Here is a 15,210-nt window from a genome sequence, read left to right as displayed (position 1 = left end):
TTTTGTGCGTAAATTAAGCTGAAGATAACAGCAACCACAGACAATATCACAGGAGGTGAATGGAATGCCAACATTTAACCAGTTAGTAAGAAAGGGTAGACAGACAAGCGCAAGGAAATCTCAGGCACCAGCTCTGCAGAAGGGTTACAACTCTTTACAGAAGAAAGCAACTGATATTTCTGCTCCACAGAAGAGGGGCGTCTGCACGGCAGTTAAGACTGCTACACCTAAAAAACCTAACTCAGCTCTTAGAAAGATCGCCAGAGTACGTCTTTCTAACGGTATCGAAGTAACAAGTTACATCCCAGGTGAGGGTCATAACCTTCAGGAGCATAGCGTTGTTTTAATCCGTGGCGGTAGAGTAAAAGACTTACCAGGTACCAGATACCATATCGTCAGAGGTACACTGGATACCGCAGGAGTAGCTAACAGAAGACAGGCTCGTTCCAAGTATGGTGCAAAGAGACCTAAAGAGAAAAAATAATTAGAACCACACATTTAAATTTCTAGTGCCGGACTTTAGATATTGAACCTGTAGGTTGCAGGATTATATAGATAGAAACCGAGCGCGAACGCAACTTGAATGTTTGTGAGTACCTAGGATCTAATGAATAGCCGATTAGCCGGTAAAGGCTGAACGGCCATATTAAGGAGGGAAGTAACGTGCCACGTAAAGGACATACTCAAAAAAGAGACGTATTAGTAGATCCGCTTTACAATAATAAGATTGTTACAAAGCTGATCAACAACATCATGTATGATGGTAAAAAAGGTGTTGCTCAGAAGATCGTATACGGTGCATTTGCCCGTGTGGAAGAAAAGACCGGCAAACCAGCCGTTGAAGTATTCGAAGAAGCGATGAACAACATTATGCCTGTACTTGAAGTAAAGGCAAAACGTATCGGCGGAGCTACCTATCAGGTGCCGATTGAAGTAAGACCGGAGAGAAGACAAACATTAGCCTTAAGATGGATTACTCTGTACTCTCGTAAGAGAGGCGAAAAGACTCAGGAAGAAAGACTTGCTAATGAGCTGATGGATGCTGCCAACAACACAGGTGCTGCTGTAAAGAAGAAAGAAGATATGCACAAGATGGCTGAGGCAAACAAGGCATTCTCTCATTATAGATTCTAAGAGGAGGAAAAAGCTTTGGCTGGAAGACAATATCCATTGGAAAGAACCAGAAATATTGGTATCATGGCCCACATCGATGCAGGTAAAACCACATTGACTGAGCGTATCCTCTATTATACTGGTGTAAACTACAAAATTGGTGATACTCATGAAGGTACTGCCACCATGGACTGGATGGAGCAGGAGCAGGAAAGAGGTATTACAATTACTTCAGCTGCTACAACCTGCCACTGGACCATGCATGAAAACTGCCAGGTGAAGCCGGGTGCTCCTGAGTATCGTATCAACATCATTGATACTCCAGGACACGTTGACTTTACTGTAGAGGTTGAGCGTTCCTTACGTGTACTGGATGGCGCTGTAGGCGTATTCTGTGCAAAGGGCGGTGTTGAACCACAGTCCGAGAACGTATGGCGTCAGGCTGATACCTATAACGTACCCCGTATGGCATTCATCAACAAGATGGATATCATGGGTGCAAATTTCTACGGCGCTGTTGAACAGATCAAAACCCGTTTGGGCAAGAATGCAATCTGCATTCAGCTGCCTATCGGTGCAGAAGATGAATTCAAAGGAATCGTCGATCTGTTTGAAATGAAGGCTTATATCTTCAACGGCGATAAGGGCGATGACGTTTCCATCATTGATATCCCTGAGGATATGCAGGATGACTCAGAGCTTTACCGTGGTGAATTAATTGAGAAAATCTGCGAGTTAGATGATGACTTAATGATGATGTACCTGGAAGGGGAAGAGCCTTCCGTAGAAGAATTAAAGAAAGCATTAAGAGCTGCAACCTGTAATTGCACAGCTATTCCTGTATGCTGCGGAAGCGCATACAGAAACAAGGGCGTTCAGAAGCTCCTTGATGCAGTTCTTGAATATATGCCTGCTCCTACTGACATTCCTTCTATTAAGGGTGTTGACATGGACGGCAATGAAATTGAGCGTCATTCTTCTGATGAAGAGCCATTTTCAGCTCTGGCGTTTAAGATCATGACAGACCCGTTCGTTGGAAAGCTGGCATTCTTCCGCGTATACTCCGGTATTATGAATTCCGGTTCCTATGTGCTGAATGCAACCAAGGGCAAGAAAGAGCGTGTTGGACGTATCCTTCAGATGCATGCCAACAAGAGATCCGAGCTGGACAAGGTTTATTCCGGTGATATTGCTGCTGCCGTTGGTTTTAAGGTAACAACAACAGGTGATACGATCTGTGACGATCAGCATCCGGTTATCCTGGAATCCATGGAGTTCCCAGAGCCGGTTATCGATATTGCTATCGAGCCAAAGACCAAAGCTGGTCAGGGCAAGATGGGCGAAGCTTTAGCTAAGCTTGCAGAAGAAGATCCTACCTTCCGTGCAAAGACCAACCAGGAAACTGGCCAGGTTATCATTTCCGGTATGGGAGAGCTTCATCTGGAGATCATCGTAGACCGTCTGCTTCGTGAGTTCAACGTAGAAGCCAATGTAGGTGCTCCTCAGGTTGCTTATAAGGAGACATTTACAAAATCTGTTGAAGTTGACAGCAAGTATGCGAAACAGTCTGGTGGACGTGGTCAGTACGGACACTGTAAGGTTCGCTTTGAGCCGATGGATCCTAACGGCGAAGAGACCTTTAAGTTCGAGTCTTCCGTTGTCGGTGGTGCGATTCCGAAGGAATACATTCCGGCAGTCGGCCAAGGTATTGAGGAAGCTACTAAGTCCGGTATTCTGGGCGGATTCCCGGTACTGGGTGTTAAGGCAAACGTATACGACGGTTCCTACCATGAGGTAGACTCCAGTGAAATGGCATTCCACATCGCCGGTTCCATGGCGTTTAAGGATGCGATGAACAAGGGCGGCGCCATTCTTCTTGAGCCGATCATGAAGGTGGAAGTAACCATGCCTGAGGACTATATGGGTGATGTTATCGGTGATATCAACTCCCGTCGTGGCCGTATCGAAGGTATGGAAGACATCGGCGGCGGAAAGATGGTTAAAGCATATGTTCCGTTAGCAGAGATGTTCGGTTATTCCACAGATTTACGTTCCAGAACACAGGGACGCGGTAACTACTCCATGTTCTTTGAGAAATATGAGCAGGTACCGAAGAGCGTACAGGAAAAAGTTCTTGCAGAGAAAAAGGGCAAATAATTCCTAACTGGTTCCACTGGGTTCCAGACGGCTATGACTGTCTGGAATCCGTCAAATAGGCTTGAAAATAGTGCACAAATAGCATATAATAAAAAACAGCCTAACATAAAAATGAAAGCTCAAAAAGAGCATAAATTAAGGAGGACGTTATAAAATGGCTAAAGCTAAGTTTGAAAGAAACAAAACCCATTGTAACATCGGTACCATTGGTCACGTTGACCACGGTAAAACTACTTTAACAGCTGCTATCACAAAGACTCTTCATGAAAGATTAGGTACTGGACAGGCAGTAGCTTTCGAGAATATCGATAAGGCTCCGGAAGAGAGAGAGCGTGGTATCACAATTTCTACTTCTCACGTTGAGTATGAGACAGAGAAGAGACACTATGCACACGTTGACTGCCCAGGACATGCTGACTACGTTAAGAACATGATCACTGGTGCTGCTCAGATGGATGGCGCTATCTTAGTTGTAGCTTCTACCGATGGTGTTATGGCTCAGACAAGAGAGCACATCCTGCTTTCCCGTCAGGTAGGCGTTCCTTACATCGTTGTATTCATGAACAAGTGCGATATGGTTGACGATGCAGAATTACTTGAATTAGTAGACATGGAAATCCGTGAACTGTTAAACGAGTATGAATTCCCAGGCGATGATACACCAATCATCCAGGGTTCTGCTTTAAAGGCTCTTGAAGATCCTTCCAGCTCTTGGGGCGACAAGATTCTTGAATTAATGGCTGCAGTAGATGAGTGGATTCCAGATCCTGTACGTGAAACAGATAAGCCATTCTTAATGCCAATTGAGGATGTTTTCTCCATCACAGGCCGTGGTACCGTTGCTACTGGTAGAGTAGAGCGTGGTACATTACACGTATCTGATGAAGTTGAAATCGTTGGTATTCATGAAGAGACACGTAAGGTTGTTGTAACCGGTATCGAAATGTTCCGTAAGCTGCTTGACGAAGCTCAGGCTGGTGATAACATCGGTGCATTACTTCGTGGTGTTCAGAGAACTGAAATCGAAAGAGGACAGTGTCTGGTTAAACCAGGTTCCGTAAAGTGCCACAAGAAGTTTACCGCTCAGGTTTACGTTTTAACAAAAGATGAAGGTGGACGTCATACTCCTTTCTTCAACAACTACAGACCTCAGTTCTATTTCAGAACAACTGACGTTACTGGCGTTTGCGATTTACCAGCAGGCACAGAGATGTGTATGCCTGGCGATAACGTAGAAATGTCTGTAGAGCTGATTCATCCGGTAGCTATGGAGCAGGGTCTTCGTTTCGCTATCCGTGAAGGCGGCCGTACAGTAGGCTCAGGTAGAGTTGCTACTATCGTTGAATAATTAAATTTAAAAGCCGAGCCCTTTGTTTATAAGGGTTTCGGCTTTTTTTGTCTTGTGGTATTAAAATGGTACTATTTTAACCAAATTAAGTAAGCCCTCTGTTTCAAATGTGAAAATAATTAAGTGGTGAGTGGGGACTTGCTTGTGTCAGGTGGAGTATCATCATCTTGATGCTTCGCGACAAGATGCAAGAGCTCCGCCTGACAAGCAGCGACAGCTACTGTTCGGTTATACTCGGTAGAGCGGCGCACGCTGCGAGCAAGTAGCGAAGCGGGTTGCGAATATCCGCTTGACTGAATTGAACTTTTGGACTCCTATATTTTGATACTAAGCTCTCTATAGGCTGACATGGCTGTGCTAAAGTTGTGAATACGAGTTTGTATTATGCAGCTGGGGCTGTTCTTTATATTTGACAGATGCATATTTTATGCGTATAATATACTTAACAAGAGAGCCGGAAGCTGGGTGAAGTCCAGCCGCTGGCAAAATAATTTACTGTTTAAAGTAGCGCCTTATCTTACCAGGACGAGGGCGCTACTTTTTGTGTCTAACAAGAGTGATAATTGCACAAAGCATAATTACAAACGTAAATAAATCAGAGTATGTAATCATAACACCAGCCCCTTTCAAAGTGTCCAGTGGCTGGTATCGCCCCTCCGGTTCCCCGATTAAATATATTATAAAGGTACTAATTCGATAGAAAAACGGTTTTCTTCTTTCAGTATGAAAGATTATTTTTTAAAATTCTTAGTGTATTTCTTTAATCTTATTCAATTAAAATAAAAGAGGGGGATCAATACTTTCATCTAAAAGTATCAACTGTTCCTGGCCTATAGGTAGTTCACAGTCTATATAATAAATCCACAGATAATCTTCGGTATACCTCCCCCACGTATATAATCCACATGATATAATTCTTCCTCTATGGCAGAGAAGAAGAGCTGGAAAGTTATACGGAACCAGAGGTGCAGTTTAAAATACTCAAACCAATATTAGAAATTAGGGAAAATAGCGTCAGTTCGGCTGCAGTCCTCCCTGACGCTGTTTCTACCTACGTCTACTGAAAATAATTAAGTAAGCGCATGCTGCAAAGCATACAAAACAAAAAATCTTTGGGTGAATGACAACAAGGGTGTACATATATTGCATAGTGTCTCTTCCATAAGTGCTCAGCAACGTAAGCATTAAAACTGTGATTCTCTCTGAATTTTTTCTCATACCACTTTCTCCTAAGTTTTTTTCTTGGGCAGGTTACCATATTCGTACGAAACCTACCCAAGCGCCAGAGATAGTGATATAAATTCAGAGATGGAAAAGGGTATGAGATAGCATTCAGAGTAGCTATAACATAATTGGTTTAAAAATATGTAGCCATGAATTCTGGCAATTAGTGTTCATTCCTGAGCTTCCCTTCTTTCCGTAACGTACACCCAATCATATTATACAATATTTTCCATCAAAGGCGAGAGCTAAATAATAATTAGGTATTAATTTGATCAGCATAAGGTCCTAAGAAAAGGTATTATTTTTGTTAAATAATTAATATTGGGAGCCAAGCCCTTTGTTTACAAAGAGATTTGGTTCTTCCTTGCACTTAATATCGTACTTTTATTCAATTTAAGATGTAATCATGTAAAAATTTAGACACATTACGCATAAAAAACCACTCAAATTTTGTTGTACTTTTTACTAAAATATCAACCATAAAAATGTTACTTATGTACAAATCGTATTATATTTAATTAAAAAAGGACATAAGTCCTTTAGATAGTAAAAAGTAATTGCTATAATGTGAATATTTCAGGGGTATCAGAGATATAAGTCCTTTTATGGTGGATAAGACTTGAAATGAAAGAGGTAGGATGCATGAATAAAATTTTAGACATTGTTACATCAAAGAACCTGACTTATGAGCAAAAGGTTGTGGCGCTGGCCCATGCGGCGGAAAATAGTCTGGAGGTGCTTTCCATACCGGAACAAACCCGCCATTACATGGACATCGGCGCGATTTGTGATCTGGATGAAGGACACGCCCCTTACCGTCCCAGATACGTGATGCCGGACTACGAAAAAGCAATAAAAAACGGCTGTGAATTTTTACAACTGGACGCACCTGAGGACCTGGACGAAGTATTGCAGTTTTTGACGATTCTGTACCGCCATGTCCCCTCTATCACCAGTTATCCCGTTTATCTGGGTAATATTGATAAACTGATTGAACCGTTTCTTGAAGGGATGACAGATGAAGAAGCGGAAAAAAAGCTGAAGCTGTTCCTCATTTATTTGGACCGGACCATAACCGATGGCTTTTGCCACGCCAATTTGGGACCGGAAGAGACGAGAGCGGGCCGCCTGATTTTAAAGCTTGAAAAGGAGCTTCAAAATGCAGTTCCTAATTTAACGCTGAAATATGACAGGGGCATTACGCCGGATTCTTATGCAGAGCTTGCTCTTTATACCTCCCTGTACTGTGCGAACCCGGCTATCTGCAATCACAAGATGCACAAAGACACCTACGGTGATTACGGAATATCAAGCTGCTATAATATCCTTCCAATTGGGGGAGGTTCCTACACATTGGCGAGAATCGTACTTCCCAGGCTGGCAGCGGAAGCAAAGAACAGGGAAGAGTTTCTGACAGAACGGTTGCCTGATTGTCTTTCCTGCATGGGTGACTACATGAATGAAAGAATCCGTTTCCTTGTAGAAGAATCCAATTTCTTTGAGACCTCTTTCCTTTCCCGGGAAGGCTTCATCTCCAGGGATAAGTTCCTTGCCATGTTCGGAGTCGTAGGGCTGGCGGAATGCACCAATATGCTGATGGAAGATCCGGAAAAAACATATGGCCACAATGAAGAAGCAGATGACCTGGCAGAACAGATCATGCAGGTGATTGCAGATTATGCAGGTAATACAAAAGCCTTATATTCAGAGGTCTTTGATAACCATTTTGCACTTCACGCCCAGGTCGGCATTGATTCGGACCATGGCATTACCTCAGGCGTACGGATCCCGGTAGGGCTGGAGCCGGAGCTAATGTATGACCACCTTCGTCACAGCGCCAGGTTCCACAAGTTTTTCCCAACTGGCTGTGCGGATATTTTCTCTTTTGATCCCACGGGAAGAAACAACCCGGCTGCCATGCTGGATATTGTAAAGGGAGCATTTTCTCTGGGAGACAAATATATAAGCTTTTATGCCTCAGACAGCGATCTGGTTCGGATAACGGGATATTTGGTCAAACGGAGCGAGATGGAAAAATATTATGAAGGTGAAGCCGTACTCCAGAATACGGTGCATTTAGGCGGTGACAATTACCGCAACGCCCATCTTGAGAACCGGAAGGTAAGGGGACTGCAGTGAGAGCCGCGATCAATAGAATGATTCCCTTAAGCGTAGTGGACGGGCCGGGATGCCGGACTGCAGTGTTTGTCCAGGGCTGCAATATCGCCTGCGCTTACTGCCATAACCCGGAGACACAGAGACTGTGCAATGGCTGCGGTATTTGTGTCAGCCAGTGTCCGGCTGGTGCATTGTCCCTTTCAGGCAGTCATGTGATATGGGATGAGGCGGTCTGTACCCAGTGTGATAATTGCATCCGGGTCTGTCCCAATCATTCATCTCCAAAGGTGAAGTGGATGGAGGCTTTGGAGGTCTGGGAGCAAATTTCAAAAAACATACCGTTTATCCAGGGGATCACCGTATCCGGCGGTGAATGCAGTCTTTATCCGGAATTTCTTACGGAGCTGTTTACGCTTGCAGGGAAAGCCGGGCTATCCTGTTTTCTGGACAGCAACGGCTGTGTGGATTTCACAAAGCATCCGGGACTCATGGCGGTGACGGATCAAGTCATGCTGGATGTAAAAGCCTGGGACTCCCATGTGTTTCACCGGCTGACAGGCAGAGATAATTGTATTGTTAAAAAAAATCTGAACTATCTGGCACAGGCAGGAAAATTATATGAGGTAAGACTTGTATGCCTGGATGGAGAATCTTCTTCCGGTCTGGCAGAAGATAAAGATGTGGATATGGAGGAGGTCATTAAGGGCGTGGCCGCCGAAGTGACCCCTTATCTGGAGAATTTCAGGTTAAAGCTCATTACATTCCGCAATTATGGAGTAAGAGGAAAAATGGAAAAGAGAAAAAGCCCTTCGCCGGAACAAATGGAGAAGTTAAAGGAACTGGCGGTTCAATGTGGGTTTAAAGAAATACAAATTGTATAGAATGAAAAATGGAGGAATCAGGTTATGATGAGAAGAGGTATTGTATTTAGTTTAACAGCAGCGATGGTGCTGTCACTTACGGCTTGCGGAGGCGCAAAAACAGAGTCTACAAAGGTTCAGGAGGAGACTTCCGGGGGAAAGAGCAGCTTTTCCGTTGCAATGATTACGGACACAGGCGGAATCAATGACCAGTCCTTTAACCAGTCTGCATGGGAAGGGCTTACCGAGTTAAAGAACAAGACCGGCGCAGAGGTCAACTACATTGAGTCAAAGCAGGCATCAGATTTCGTAACGAATCTGGAGAGACTGGGAGACAGCGGCGCCAATCTGTTATGGGGCGTAGGCTACGCCTGTGCCGATGCAGTGCTGGAGGCGGCCGGCAGCAATCCTGATATCCAATATGCGATCATTGACAATGCTTATGAGGATACCCCTTCCAATGTGACTGGAGTTATGTTCCGCGCACAGGAACCATCCTTCCTGGTCGGATATGTGGCAGGACGGACCACACAGACTGGAAAAGTAGGTTTTGTAGGTGGAATTTCTTCAGGTCTGATCGACCAGTTCCAGTACGGTTATGAAGCCGGCGTAAAGTATGCGGCAAAAGAGCTTGGCAAGGATATTGATATTTCCGTGCAGTATGCAGAAAGCTTTAGTGATGCGGCTAAGGGAAAGGCAATTGCTGCAAGAATGTATTCTGATGGCTGTGATGTTATCTATCATGCGGCTGGCGGTACAGGAACCGGCGTGATCGAGGCGGCCAAGGAAGCGGACAAGTGGGTAATCGGTGTAGACCGCGATCAGGCATATCTGGCACCGGAAAATGTGTTGACATCAGCTCTTAAATTAGTTGGAAAAGCAGTACAGGAAGTATCGGAAGAAGCAATGAACGGCGAGGAAATTGGTGGTAAAACCCTTACCTTTGGTTTACAGGAAGACTGTGTGGGAATTCCTGAGGAGCATGGTAACATGCCGGAAGGGGTTTATGAGGATACCTTAAAGGTGAAGGATAAAATTAAGAGCGGAGAACTGACACCGCCGACCACGAAAGAGGAATATGAAGCATTTATTTCTGAATAGAGGAGATAAAATTTTACACCGCAGGAATCGAAAGAGCCTGCGGTGTAAAACCGAAACACCCTGCGGGTATACCTTTATGTCCAGAAAGCATGGACAATAATGAAAGGAGAAAGTATTGACATGGTCACGGTAAACAGCGATTATGCGGTCCAGATGCACGGAATTACAAAACGGTTCGGTGCATTTTACGCTTTGAAGGATATGAGTCTGGATGTTAAGAAGGGCAGCATTCATTCTCTTCTGGGTGAAAACGGTGCGGGAAAGTCGACGCTGATGAATGTACTGTACGGATTGTATCAGGCCGATGAGGGAGAAATATTTATCAATGGGAAAAAAGTGGACATAAAAAATCCCAATGTGGCCATAGCAAACGGCATTGGCATGGTTCATCAGCATTTTATGCTGGTGGAGGATTTCACGGTCACACAGAATATTATTTTAGGAAATGAAACCACATCCCGTGCTGGCATTGTAGATATGAAAAAGGCCAGGAACCAGATCCTGGAAATCGTTGAGAAATACGGGCTGGAAGTAGATCCGGATGCCAGAATCTGCGATATTTCTGTGGGAATGCAGCAGAGGGTGGAAATATTAAAAGCGTTGTACCGGGGAGCGGAATTATTAATCCTTGATGAGCCTACTGCTGTTTTGACTCCTCAGGAGATTGAAGATCTTCTTTCCATCATGCACAACCTGGTAGATGACGGAAAGGCCATTATCATCATCACCCATAAACTGAAGGAAATCAAGGCATCTTCCGATACCTGTACCATCATCCGCCGCGGCGAATACATTGATACGGTCCCGGTAGAGAAGGTTTCCGGGCAGGAGCTGGCTGCGCTTATGGTAGGCCATGAAGTAAAGCTGGTGGTGGATAAGACTCCGGCAAAGCCGGGTGAAACGGTATTGGAGATCAAAGACCTTGTTGTGAAAAATGAGAGAAAGCTTGAAGCGGTAAAGGGGCTTAACTTAAGGGTCCGCAAGGGAGAAATCGTGGGGATCGCGGGAATAGACGGAAACGGGCAGAAGGAGCTGGTGGAAGCCATCAGCAGCCTGGTTCCTGCAGAGAGGGGAAGCATTACGGTCTGCGGGAAACCGATCATCAACACAAACCCAAGGACGGTCATAGACAGCGGCGTCAGCATCATTCCTGAGGACCGGCAGAAAAGGGGGCTTGTCCTTGACTTCACTGTAAATGAGAATGCGGTATTGGAACGGTGCCGCAAAGAGCCATTTTCCAGAAAAGGGATCTTAAACAGAAAGAAAATGGAAGAGTTTACCAAAACCCTCATCGAGGCGTATGATGTCCGGCCGGATGACTGCGGTTCCAGACGGGTGGGGGAACTTTCAGGCGGAAATCAGCAAAAGGTTATTATCGGACGTGAAGTCGCCATGAATCCGGATATACTGATTGCGGTACAGCCCACAAGAGGACTTGACGTAGGAGCCATTGAAACCGTGCATAAGACCCTGATCCGTGAAAGGGATAAAGGAAAAGCTGTGCTTTTAATCTCTTTTGAACTGGACGAGGTTATGAATGTTTCTGATACCATAGCGGTGATTTACGACGGAAAAATTCAAGATACGTTTCAACAGGGAACCGTAGATGAAAATACCATCGGTCTGTTAATGGCAGGAGGAAAGAATCATGGATAAAGTGATAAAGATATTAAAAAAACCATTAACAATGACTTTGATCGCTGTTTTCTTTGGATTTATCGTAGCGGGGATCATACTCGCGGCGGCGGGATATCCGCCCGTTCATTCACTAGCCGTTTTATTTGACGGAGTCTTTTCCAGTCCGAAACACATTTCCAATGTAATTATCAAAAGTACGCCTATTATTCTCACGGGAATCGGCGTTGCATTTGCATTTAAGACCGGACTTTTCAACATTGGAGCAGAAGGCCAGTTTATTATGGGGTGTGTGGCATCTACTGTGGTCGGTATTCTGTTTGATTTTCCTCCGGTGATCCAGGTTCCTCTCGTTGTCCTTGCAGGTGTGGCAGCCGGGGCAGTGTATGGCGGAGTTGCAGGTTTCTTAAAGGCGAAGTTCGGCATCCATGAGGTTCTTACCAGCATTATGCTGAACTGGATCGCGCTTTACTTTTCCAATTATATATGCACCTTAAACCGGTTCCATAAGCCGGATACCATTGGGACCTACCCCATCAACCGTTCCGGCTATACGATGATTCTGGGAAATTACAAGACAACGGAGGCAGGGAAGGCGGCCCTTGCACAGAACGAATTTCTGCGCAGCACCATTCTGAAAACAGATGTAAACGTGGGAATTATTATTGCAGTCATTCTGGCTGTGTTTATCTGGTTCCTTCTATATAAAACCGCTAAGGGATTTGAACTGAGAGCGGTAGGCTTCAACAAGAGCGCAGCGGAATTTTCCGGGATTTATGTAAACCGAAATATCCTGCACTCCATGCTTATTTCCGGAGCTATCTGCGGGCTGGCTGCATCTCTTTATATTACCGGAAATTCTCCTCACGGGATTGCCACACTGGCAGCCTTTGAAAACACGGGCTTTAACGGATTATCCGTTTGTCTGATTGCGGCAAGTTCACCAATCGGCTGTATTTTTGCGGGACTGCTCTTTGGCGGTTTGATTTATGGCGGCCAGTCTTTGCAGTACGAGGTGGGAGCCCCGTCAGAAATTATCAACATCGTTATTGGTGTCATCGTATTTTTTGTGGCGCTGACCCGTATCATTCCGCCGCTGGTGGACCGTTTTTCGAAGGGAGGTAAGAAACATGCTTAACAGTCTGATGCTATTTGTGGGCATTACACTTATGTATTCCACTCCTTTGGTATTTGCAGCATTGGGTGGAGTGGTGTCGGAGCGGTCCGGCGTTACCAACATTGGTATTGAAGGAATGATGACCATCGGAGCGGTTACAGGGGCTACTGTGGGCTATTATTCAGGAAGTGCCTGGGCAGGATTTTTTGCGGCCGGTCTGGCAGGAGGCGTTATTGCACTTCTTCATGCCTTTGCGTCAATTACATGCAAGGCGGACCAGACGATTTCCGGCATTGCCATCAATTTGATCGGCCCCGGCGTGGCTCTGTTTGTCTGCCGCCTGCTTTTTGACGGCGCCACCATGTCCCTGCCGGTGCCTCATAAGATACCAAAGGTATTTGGAAGTTTAAACTCAAAGGCGTTTCAGAATTTAAATGTGGATGTGACGGTTGTAATCGCGTTTGTACTGGCTGTTTTTATCTGGTTCTTTCTTTATAAAACAAAGTGGGGACTTCATATCAGGGCAGTGGGAGAGCATCCGGCGGCAGCAGATACCATGGGACTTAACGTTTATAAAATCAGGTATATCTGTGTGCTGGTTTCCGGCATTTTAGCCGGGCTGGGCGGTGCGTCCATGACCCTGGCCATTATCCCCCAGTTTACGCCCACCGCCATCAGCGGGCAGGGATTTATTGCACTGGCGGCAGTGATTTTTGGAAAATGGACTCCTCACGGAGCTTATGGCGCCTGCCTGTTATTCGGAGCGGCCCAGGCCCTTACCGTTACCCTGGGAGGGGGAAGATTTGTAGTTCCTTCCTCCATTCTGGCTATGCTTCCGTATCTTATTACGATTATGATCCTGATTCTGTTTGTGGGCAAATCCTCTGCGCCGAAAGCCAGCGGGCAGCCATACGAAAAGGATGCAAGGTAAGCGTTTAGAGACAAGTAATGATTCCCGGCGGATCATAAATATGGTATGATGAAATCAAAGAGAAAGAAAGGAAAAGGAGCAAGATCGTGAACGATGCCATGTCTTTAATCAATGAACTTCACAGTGAGCCGCGGGAATACTTAAATAATTATCTGGCCAATGCGCCTAAATGGCTCCTGGAAGCCTTTAAGATAGTAAACCTAAAAAAGGGCACCACCTTTATTCACGAAAATGAAAACGTGGACACCATATATATTCTGGTGGAAGGTGTCGTAAAGGCTACGGATTACCGGGTTCAGGAAATCGCCTACGACTATACCAGATTCTATCCGGTGGAGGTGTTTGGAGCCATGGAATTTCTCATGGGCTTTGACTTATACCGGACCACTCTGGTGACAGAAACGGACTGCCGGTTCCTCTGTGTATCCAAGGATCAGTTCAGCCGCTGGATGCTTTCGGATATCCATGCGGTTTTAGAACAAGTAAAGGCCATGGGGGTCTATCTTTTAGAGCAGGTCAGGAAGGAACGTCTGTTTTTGTTTTTGCAGGGAAGCGACAGGCTGTTCCTGCTCTTTATGGAGATATACCGGAAATCATCCCACCGTGGGACCTGCCGCATACAGCTTGCAAGAAAAGACTTATCAAACAGTACCGGTCTTTGCATAAAGACCGTGAACCGGTGCGTCAGCCAGATGGAGGAAAAAGGGTACATTTCCAGGGAAGGAAGGACCATTATTATCGATGAAGAGCAGTACCGGCGGATTAAGGCCGTGGTTGCAGAAAAAATCGATGAGAATGAGATATAGAGAAGGGTGGATTAAGTATGACAAATTATTCAGAAACAGAAGGAAAACAGTATCATATCCAGGTTGGGAAAGGGGATGTGGGCAGATATGTCATTTTGCCCGGAGACCCCAAGCGCTGTGCTCTTATTGCAAAGTATTTTGACAATCCCAGACTGATCGCAGACAGCAGGGAGTACGTGACCTATACCGGTACGTTAGACGGTAAGTCAGTCAGCGTCACATCTACGGGGATCGGCGGTCCTTCGGCGGCCATTGCCCTGGAGGAACTGGTGATGTCCGGAGCAGATACTTTCATCCGCGTCGGTACCTGCGGCGGAATGGATGTGGAGGTAAAAAGCGGGGATTTAGTCATTGCGAACGGAGCCATCCGCATGGAAGGAACCAGCCGGGAGTATGCGCCCATTGAGTTTCCGGCAGTCCCGGATTTTGAAGTAACAGGAGCCCTGGCGGCTGCGGCAAAGGCCCTTAATAAGACCTGTCATGTAGGAGTTGTCCAGTGTAAGGATTCCTTTTATGGGCAGCATTCTCCGGAAACAAAGCCAGTATCCCATGAACTGTTAAACAAATGGGAAGCCTGGATGAAGCTGGGCTGCAAGGCTTCGGAGATGGAGTCCGCGGCTCTGTTTGTTGCAGCCAGTGCGCTTAAGGTGAGGGTCGGTTCTATATTCCTTGTATTAGCGAACCAGGAACGGGCAAGACTTGGTCTTGAAAATCCGATCGTCCATGATACGGATGGGGCCATACGAACAGCCGTAGAAGCCATTCGGCTAATGATACGTCAGGAAGAATCATAAAAGAGG

Annotated in this window: 12 protein-coding genes; all 12 read left to right on the top strand. The window is 45.6% G+C overall.

Annotated elements, in window-relative coordinates; genetic code table 11:
- Positions 1-64 precede the first annotated feature (64 nt).
- Positions 65-484 carry a 30S ribosomal protein S12 gene (rpsL, locus tag ABFV83_RS14385; RefSeq protein WP_349944739.1) on the top strand — a complete coding sequence of 140 codons (420 nt, stop codon included), beginning with the start codon at positions 65-67 and terminating at the stop codon, positions 482-484.
- A gap of 179 nt (positions 485-663) precedes the next feature.
- Positions 664-1,134, top strand: a complete 471-nt coding sequence (rpsG, locus tag ABFV83_RS14380; protein WP_054742207.1) for a 30S ribosomal protein S7 — start codon at positions 664-666, stop codon at positions 1,132-1,134.
- A 15-nt stretch (positions 1,135-1,149) separates the two neighbouring features.
- Positions 1,150-3,270, top strand: coding sequence for an elongation factor G (fusA, locus tag ABFV83_RS14375; RefSeq protein ID WP_349944737.1), 2,121 nt, complete (start codon positions 1,150-1,152; stop codon positions 3,268-3,270).
- A gap of 154 nt (positions 3,271-3,424) precedes the next feature.
- Complete coding sequence (tuf, locus tag ABFV83_RS14370; RefSeq protein WP_349944736.1) at positions 3,425-4,618, top strand: elongation factor Tu; 1,194 nt, start codon at positions 3,425-3,427, stop codon at positions 4,616-4,618.
- 1,866 nt (positions 4,619-6,484) lie between these two features.
- Positions 6,485-7,981 carry a YjjI family glycine radical enzyme gene (locus ABFV83_RS14365; RefSeq protein WP_349944734.1) on the top strand — a complete coding sequence of 499 codons (1,497 nt, stop codon included), beginning with the start codon at positions 6,485-6,487 and terminating at the stop codon, positions 7,979-7,981.
- Positions 7,978-8,841 (top strand): YjjW family glycine radical enzyme activase, encoded by an 864-nt coding sequence (locus ABFV83_RS14360; protein ID WP_349944732.1) that lies wholly within the window; start codon positions 7,978-7,980, stop codon positions 8,839-8,841. The genes ABFV83_RS14365 and ABFV83_RS14360 overlap by 4 nt, the downstream gene beginning before the upstream one ends.
- Before the next feature lie 24 nt (positions 8,842-8,865).
- The gene (locus ABFV83_RS14355; RefSeq protein WP_349944730.1) at positions 8,866-9,921 is read left to right on the top strand and encodes a BMP family ABC transporter substrate-binding protein; all 1,056 of its coding nucleotides are present in this window, start codon (positions 8,866-8,868) and stop codon (positions 9,919-9,921) included.
- A gap of 99 nt (positions 9,922-10,020) precedes the next feature.
- The gene (locus tag ABFV83_RS14350; RefSeq protein WP_349944728.1) at positions 10,021-11,577 is read left to right on the top strand and encodes an ABC transporter ATP-binding protein; all 1,557 of its coding nucleotides are present in this window, start codon (positions 10,021-10,023) and stop codon (positions 11,575-11,577) included.
- Entirely contained in the window at positions 11,570-12,694 is a 1,125-nt protein-coding gene (locus ABFV83_RS14345) for an ABC transporter permease (protein WP_349944726.1), read from the top strand. The genes ABFV83_RS14350 and ABFV83_RS14345 overlap by 8 nt, the downstream gene beginning before the upstream one ends.
- Positions 12,687-13,604, top strand: coding sequence for an ABC transporter permease (locus ABFV83_RS14340; RefSeq protein WP_349944724.1), 918 nt, complete (start codon positions 12,687-12,689; stop codon positions 13,602-13,604). The genes ABFV83_RS14345 and ABFV83_RS14340 overlap by 8 nt, the downstream gene beginning before the upstream one ends.
- An 86-nt stretch (positions 13,605-13,690) precedes the next feature.
- On the top strand, positions 13,691-14,410 hold the full coding sequence (locus ABFV83_RS14335) for a Crp/Fnr family transcriptional regulator (protein WP_349944723.1): 720 nt from the start codon (positions 13,691-13,693) through the stop codon (positions 14,408-14,410).
- Positions 14,411-14,427: 17 nt separating this feature from the next.
- Complete coding sequence (udp, locus tag ABFV83_RS14330; RefSeq protein WP_349944721.1) at positions 14,428-15,204, top strand: uridine phosphorylase; 777 nt, start codon at positions 14,428-14,430, stop codon at positions 15,202-15,204.
- Positions 15,205-15,210 lie beyond the last annotated feature (6 nt).

Origin of the sequence: Lacrimispora sp. BS-2, from assembly GCF_040207125.1 — a bacterium.
Classification (GTDB): Bacteria; Bacillota; Clostridia; order Lachnospirales; family Lachnospiraceae; genus Lacrimispora.
The sequence above is the reverse complement of the archived record's forward strand: the minus strand, read 5'-3'. Positions and strand labels throughout refer to the sequence as shown.

What these genes read in the sequence shown, in the direction of transcription:
- rpsL (WP_349944739.1), top strand. Translation starts at nt 65, where the DNA reads ATGCCAACATTTAACCAGTTAGTAAGAAAGGGTAGACAGACAAGCGCA.
- tuf (WP_349944736.1), top strand. Translation starts at nt 3,425, where the DNA reads ATGGCTAAAGCTAAGTTTGAAAGAAACAAAACCCATTGTAACATCGGT.
- ABFV83_RS14365 (WP_349944734.1), top strand. Translation starts at nt 6,485, where the DNA reads ATGAATAAAATTTTAGACATTGTTACATCAAAGAACCTGACTTATGAG.
- ABFV83_RS14355 (WP_349944730.1), top strand. Translation starts at nt 8,866, where the DNA reads ATGATGAGAAGAGGTATTGTATTTAGTTTAACAGCAGCGATGGTGCTG.
- ABFV83_RS14350 (WP_349944728.1), top strand. Translation starts at nt 10,021, where the DNA reads ATGAAAGGAGAAAGTATTGACATGGTCACGGTAAACAGCGATTATGCG.
- ABFV83_RS14345 (WP_349944726.1), top strand. Translation starts at nt 11,570, where the DNA reads ATGGATAAAGTGATAAAGATATTAAAAAAACCATTAACAATGACTTTG.
- ABFV83_RS14340 (WP_349944724.1), top strand. Translation starts at nt 12,687, where the DNA reads ATGCTTAACAGTCTGATGCTATTTGTGGGCATTACACTTATGTATTCC.
- udp (WP_349944721.1), top strand. Translation starts at nt 14,428, where the DNA reads ATGACAAATTATTCAGAAACAGAAGGAAAACAGTATCATATCCAGGTT.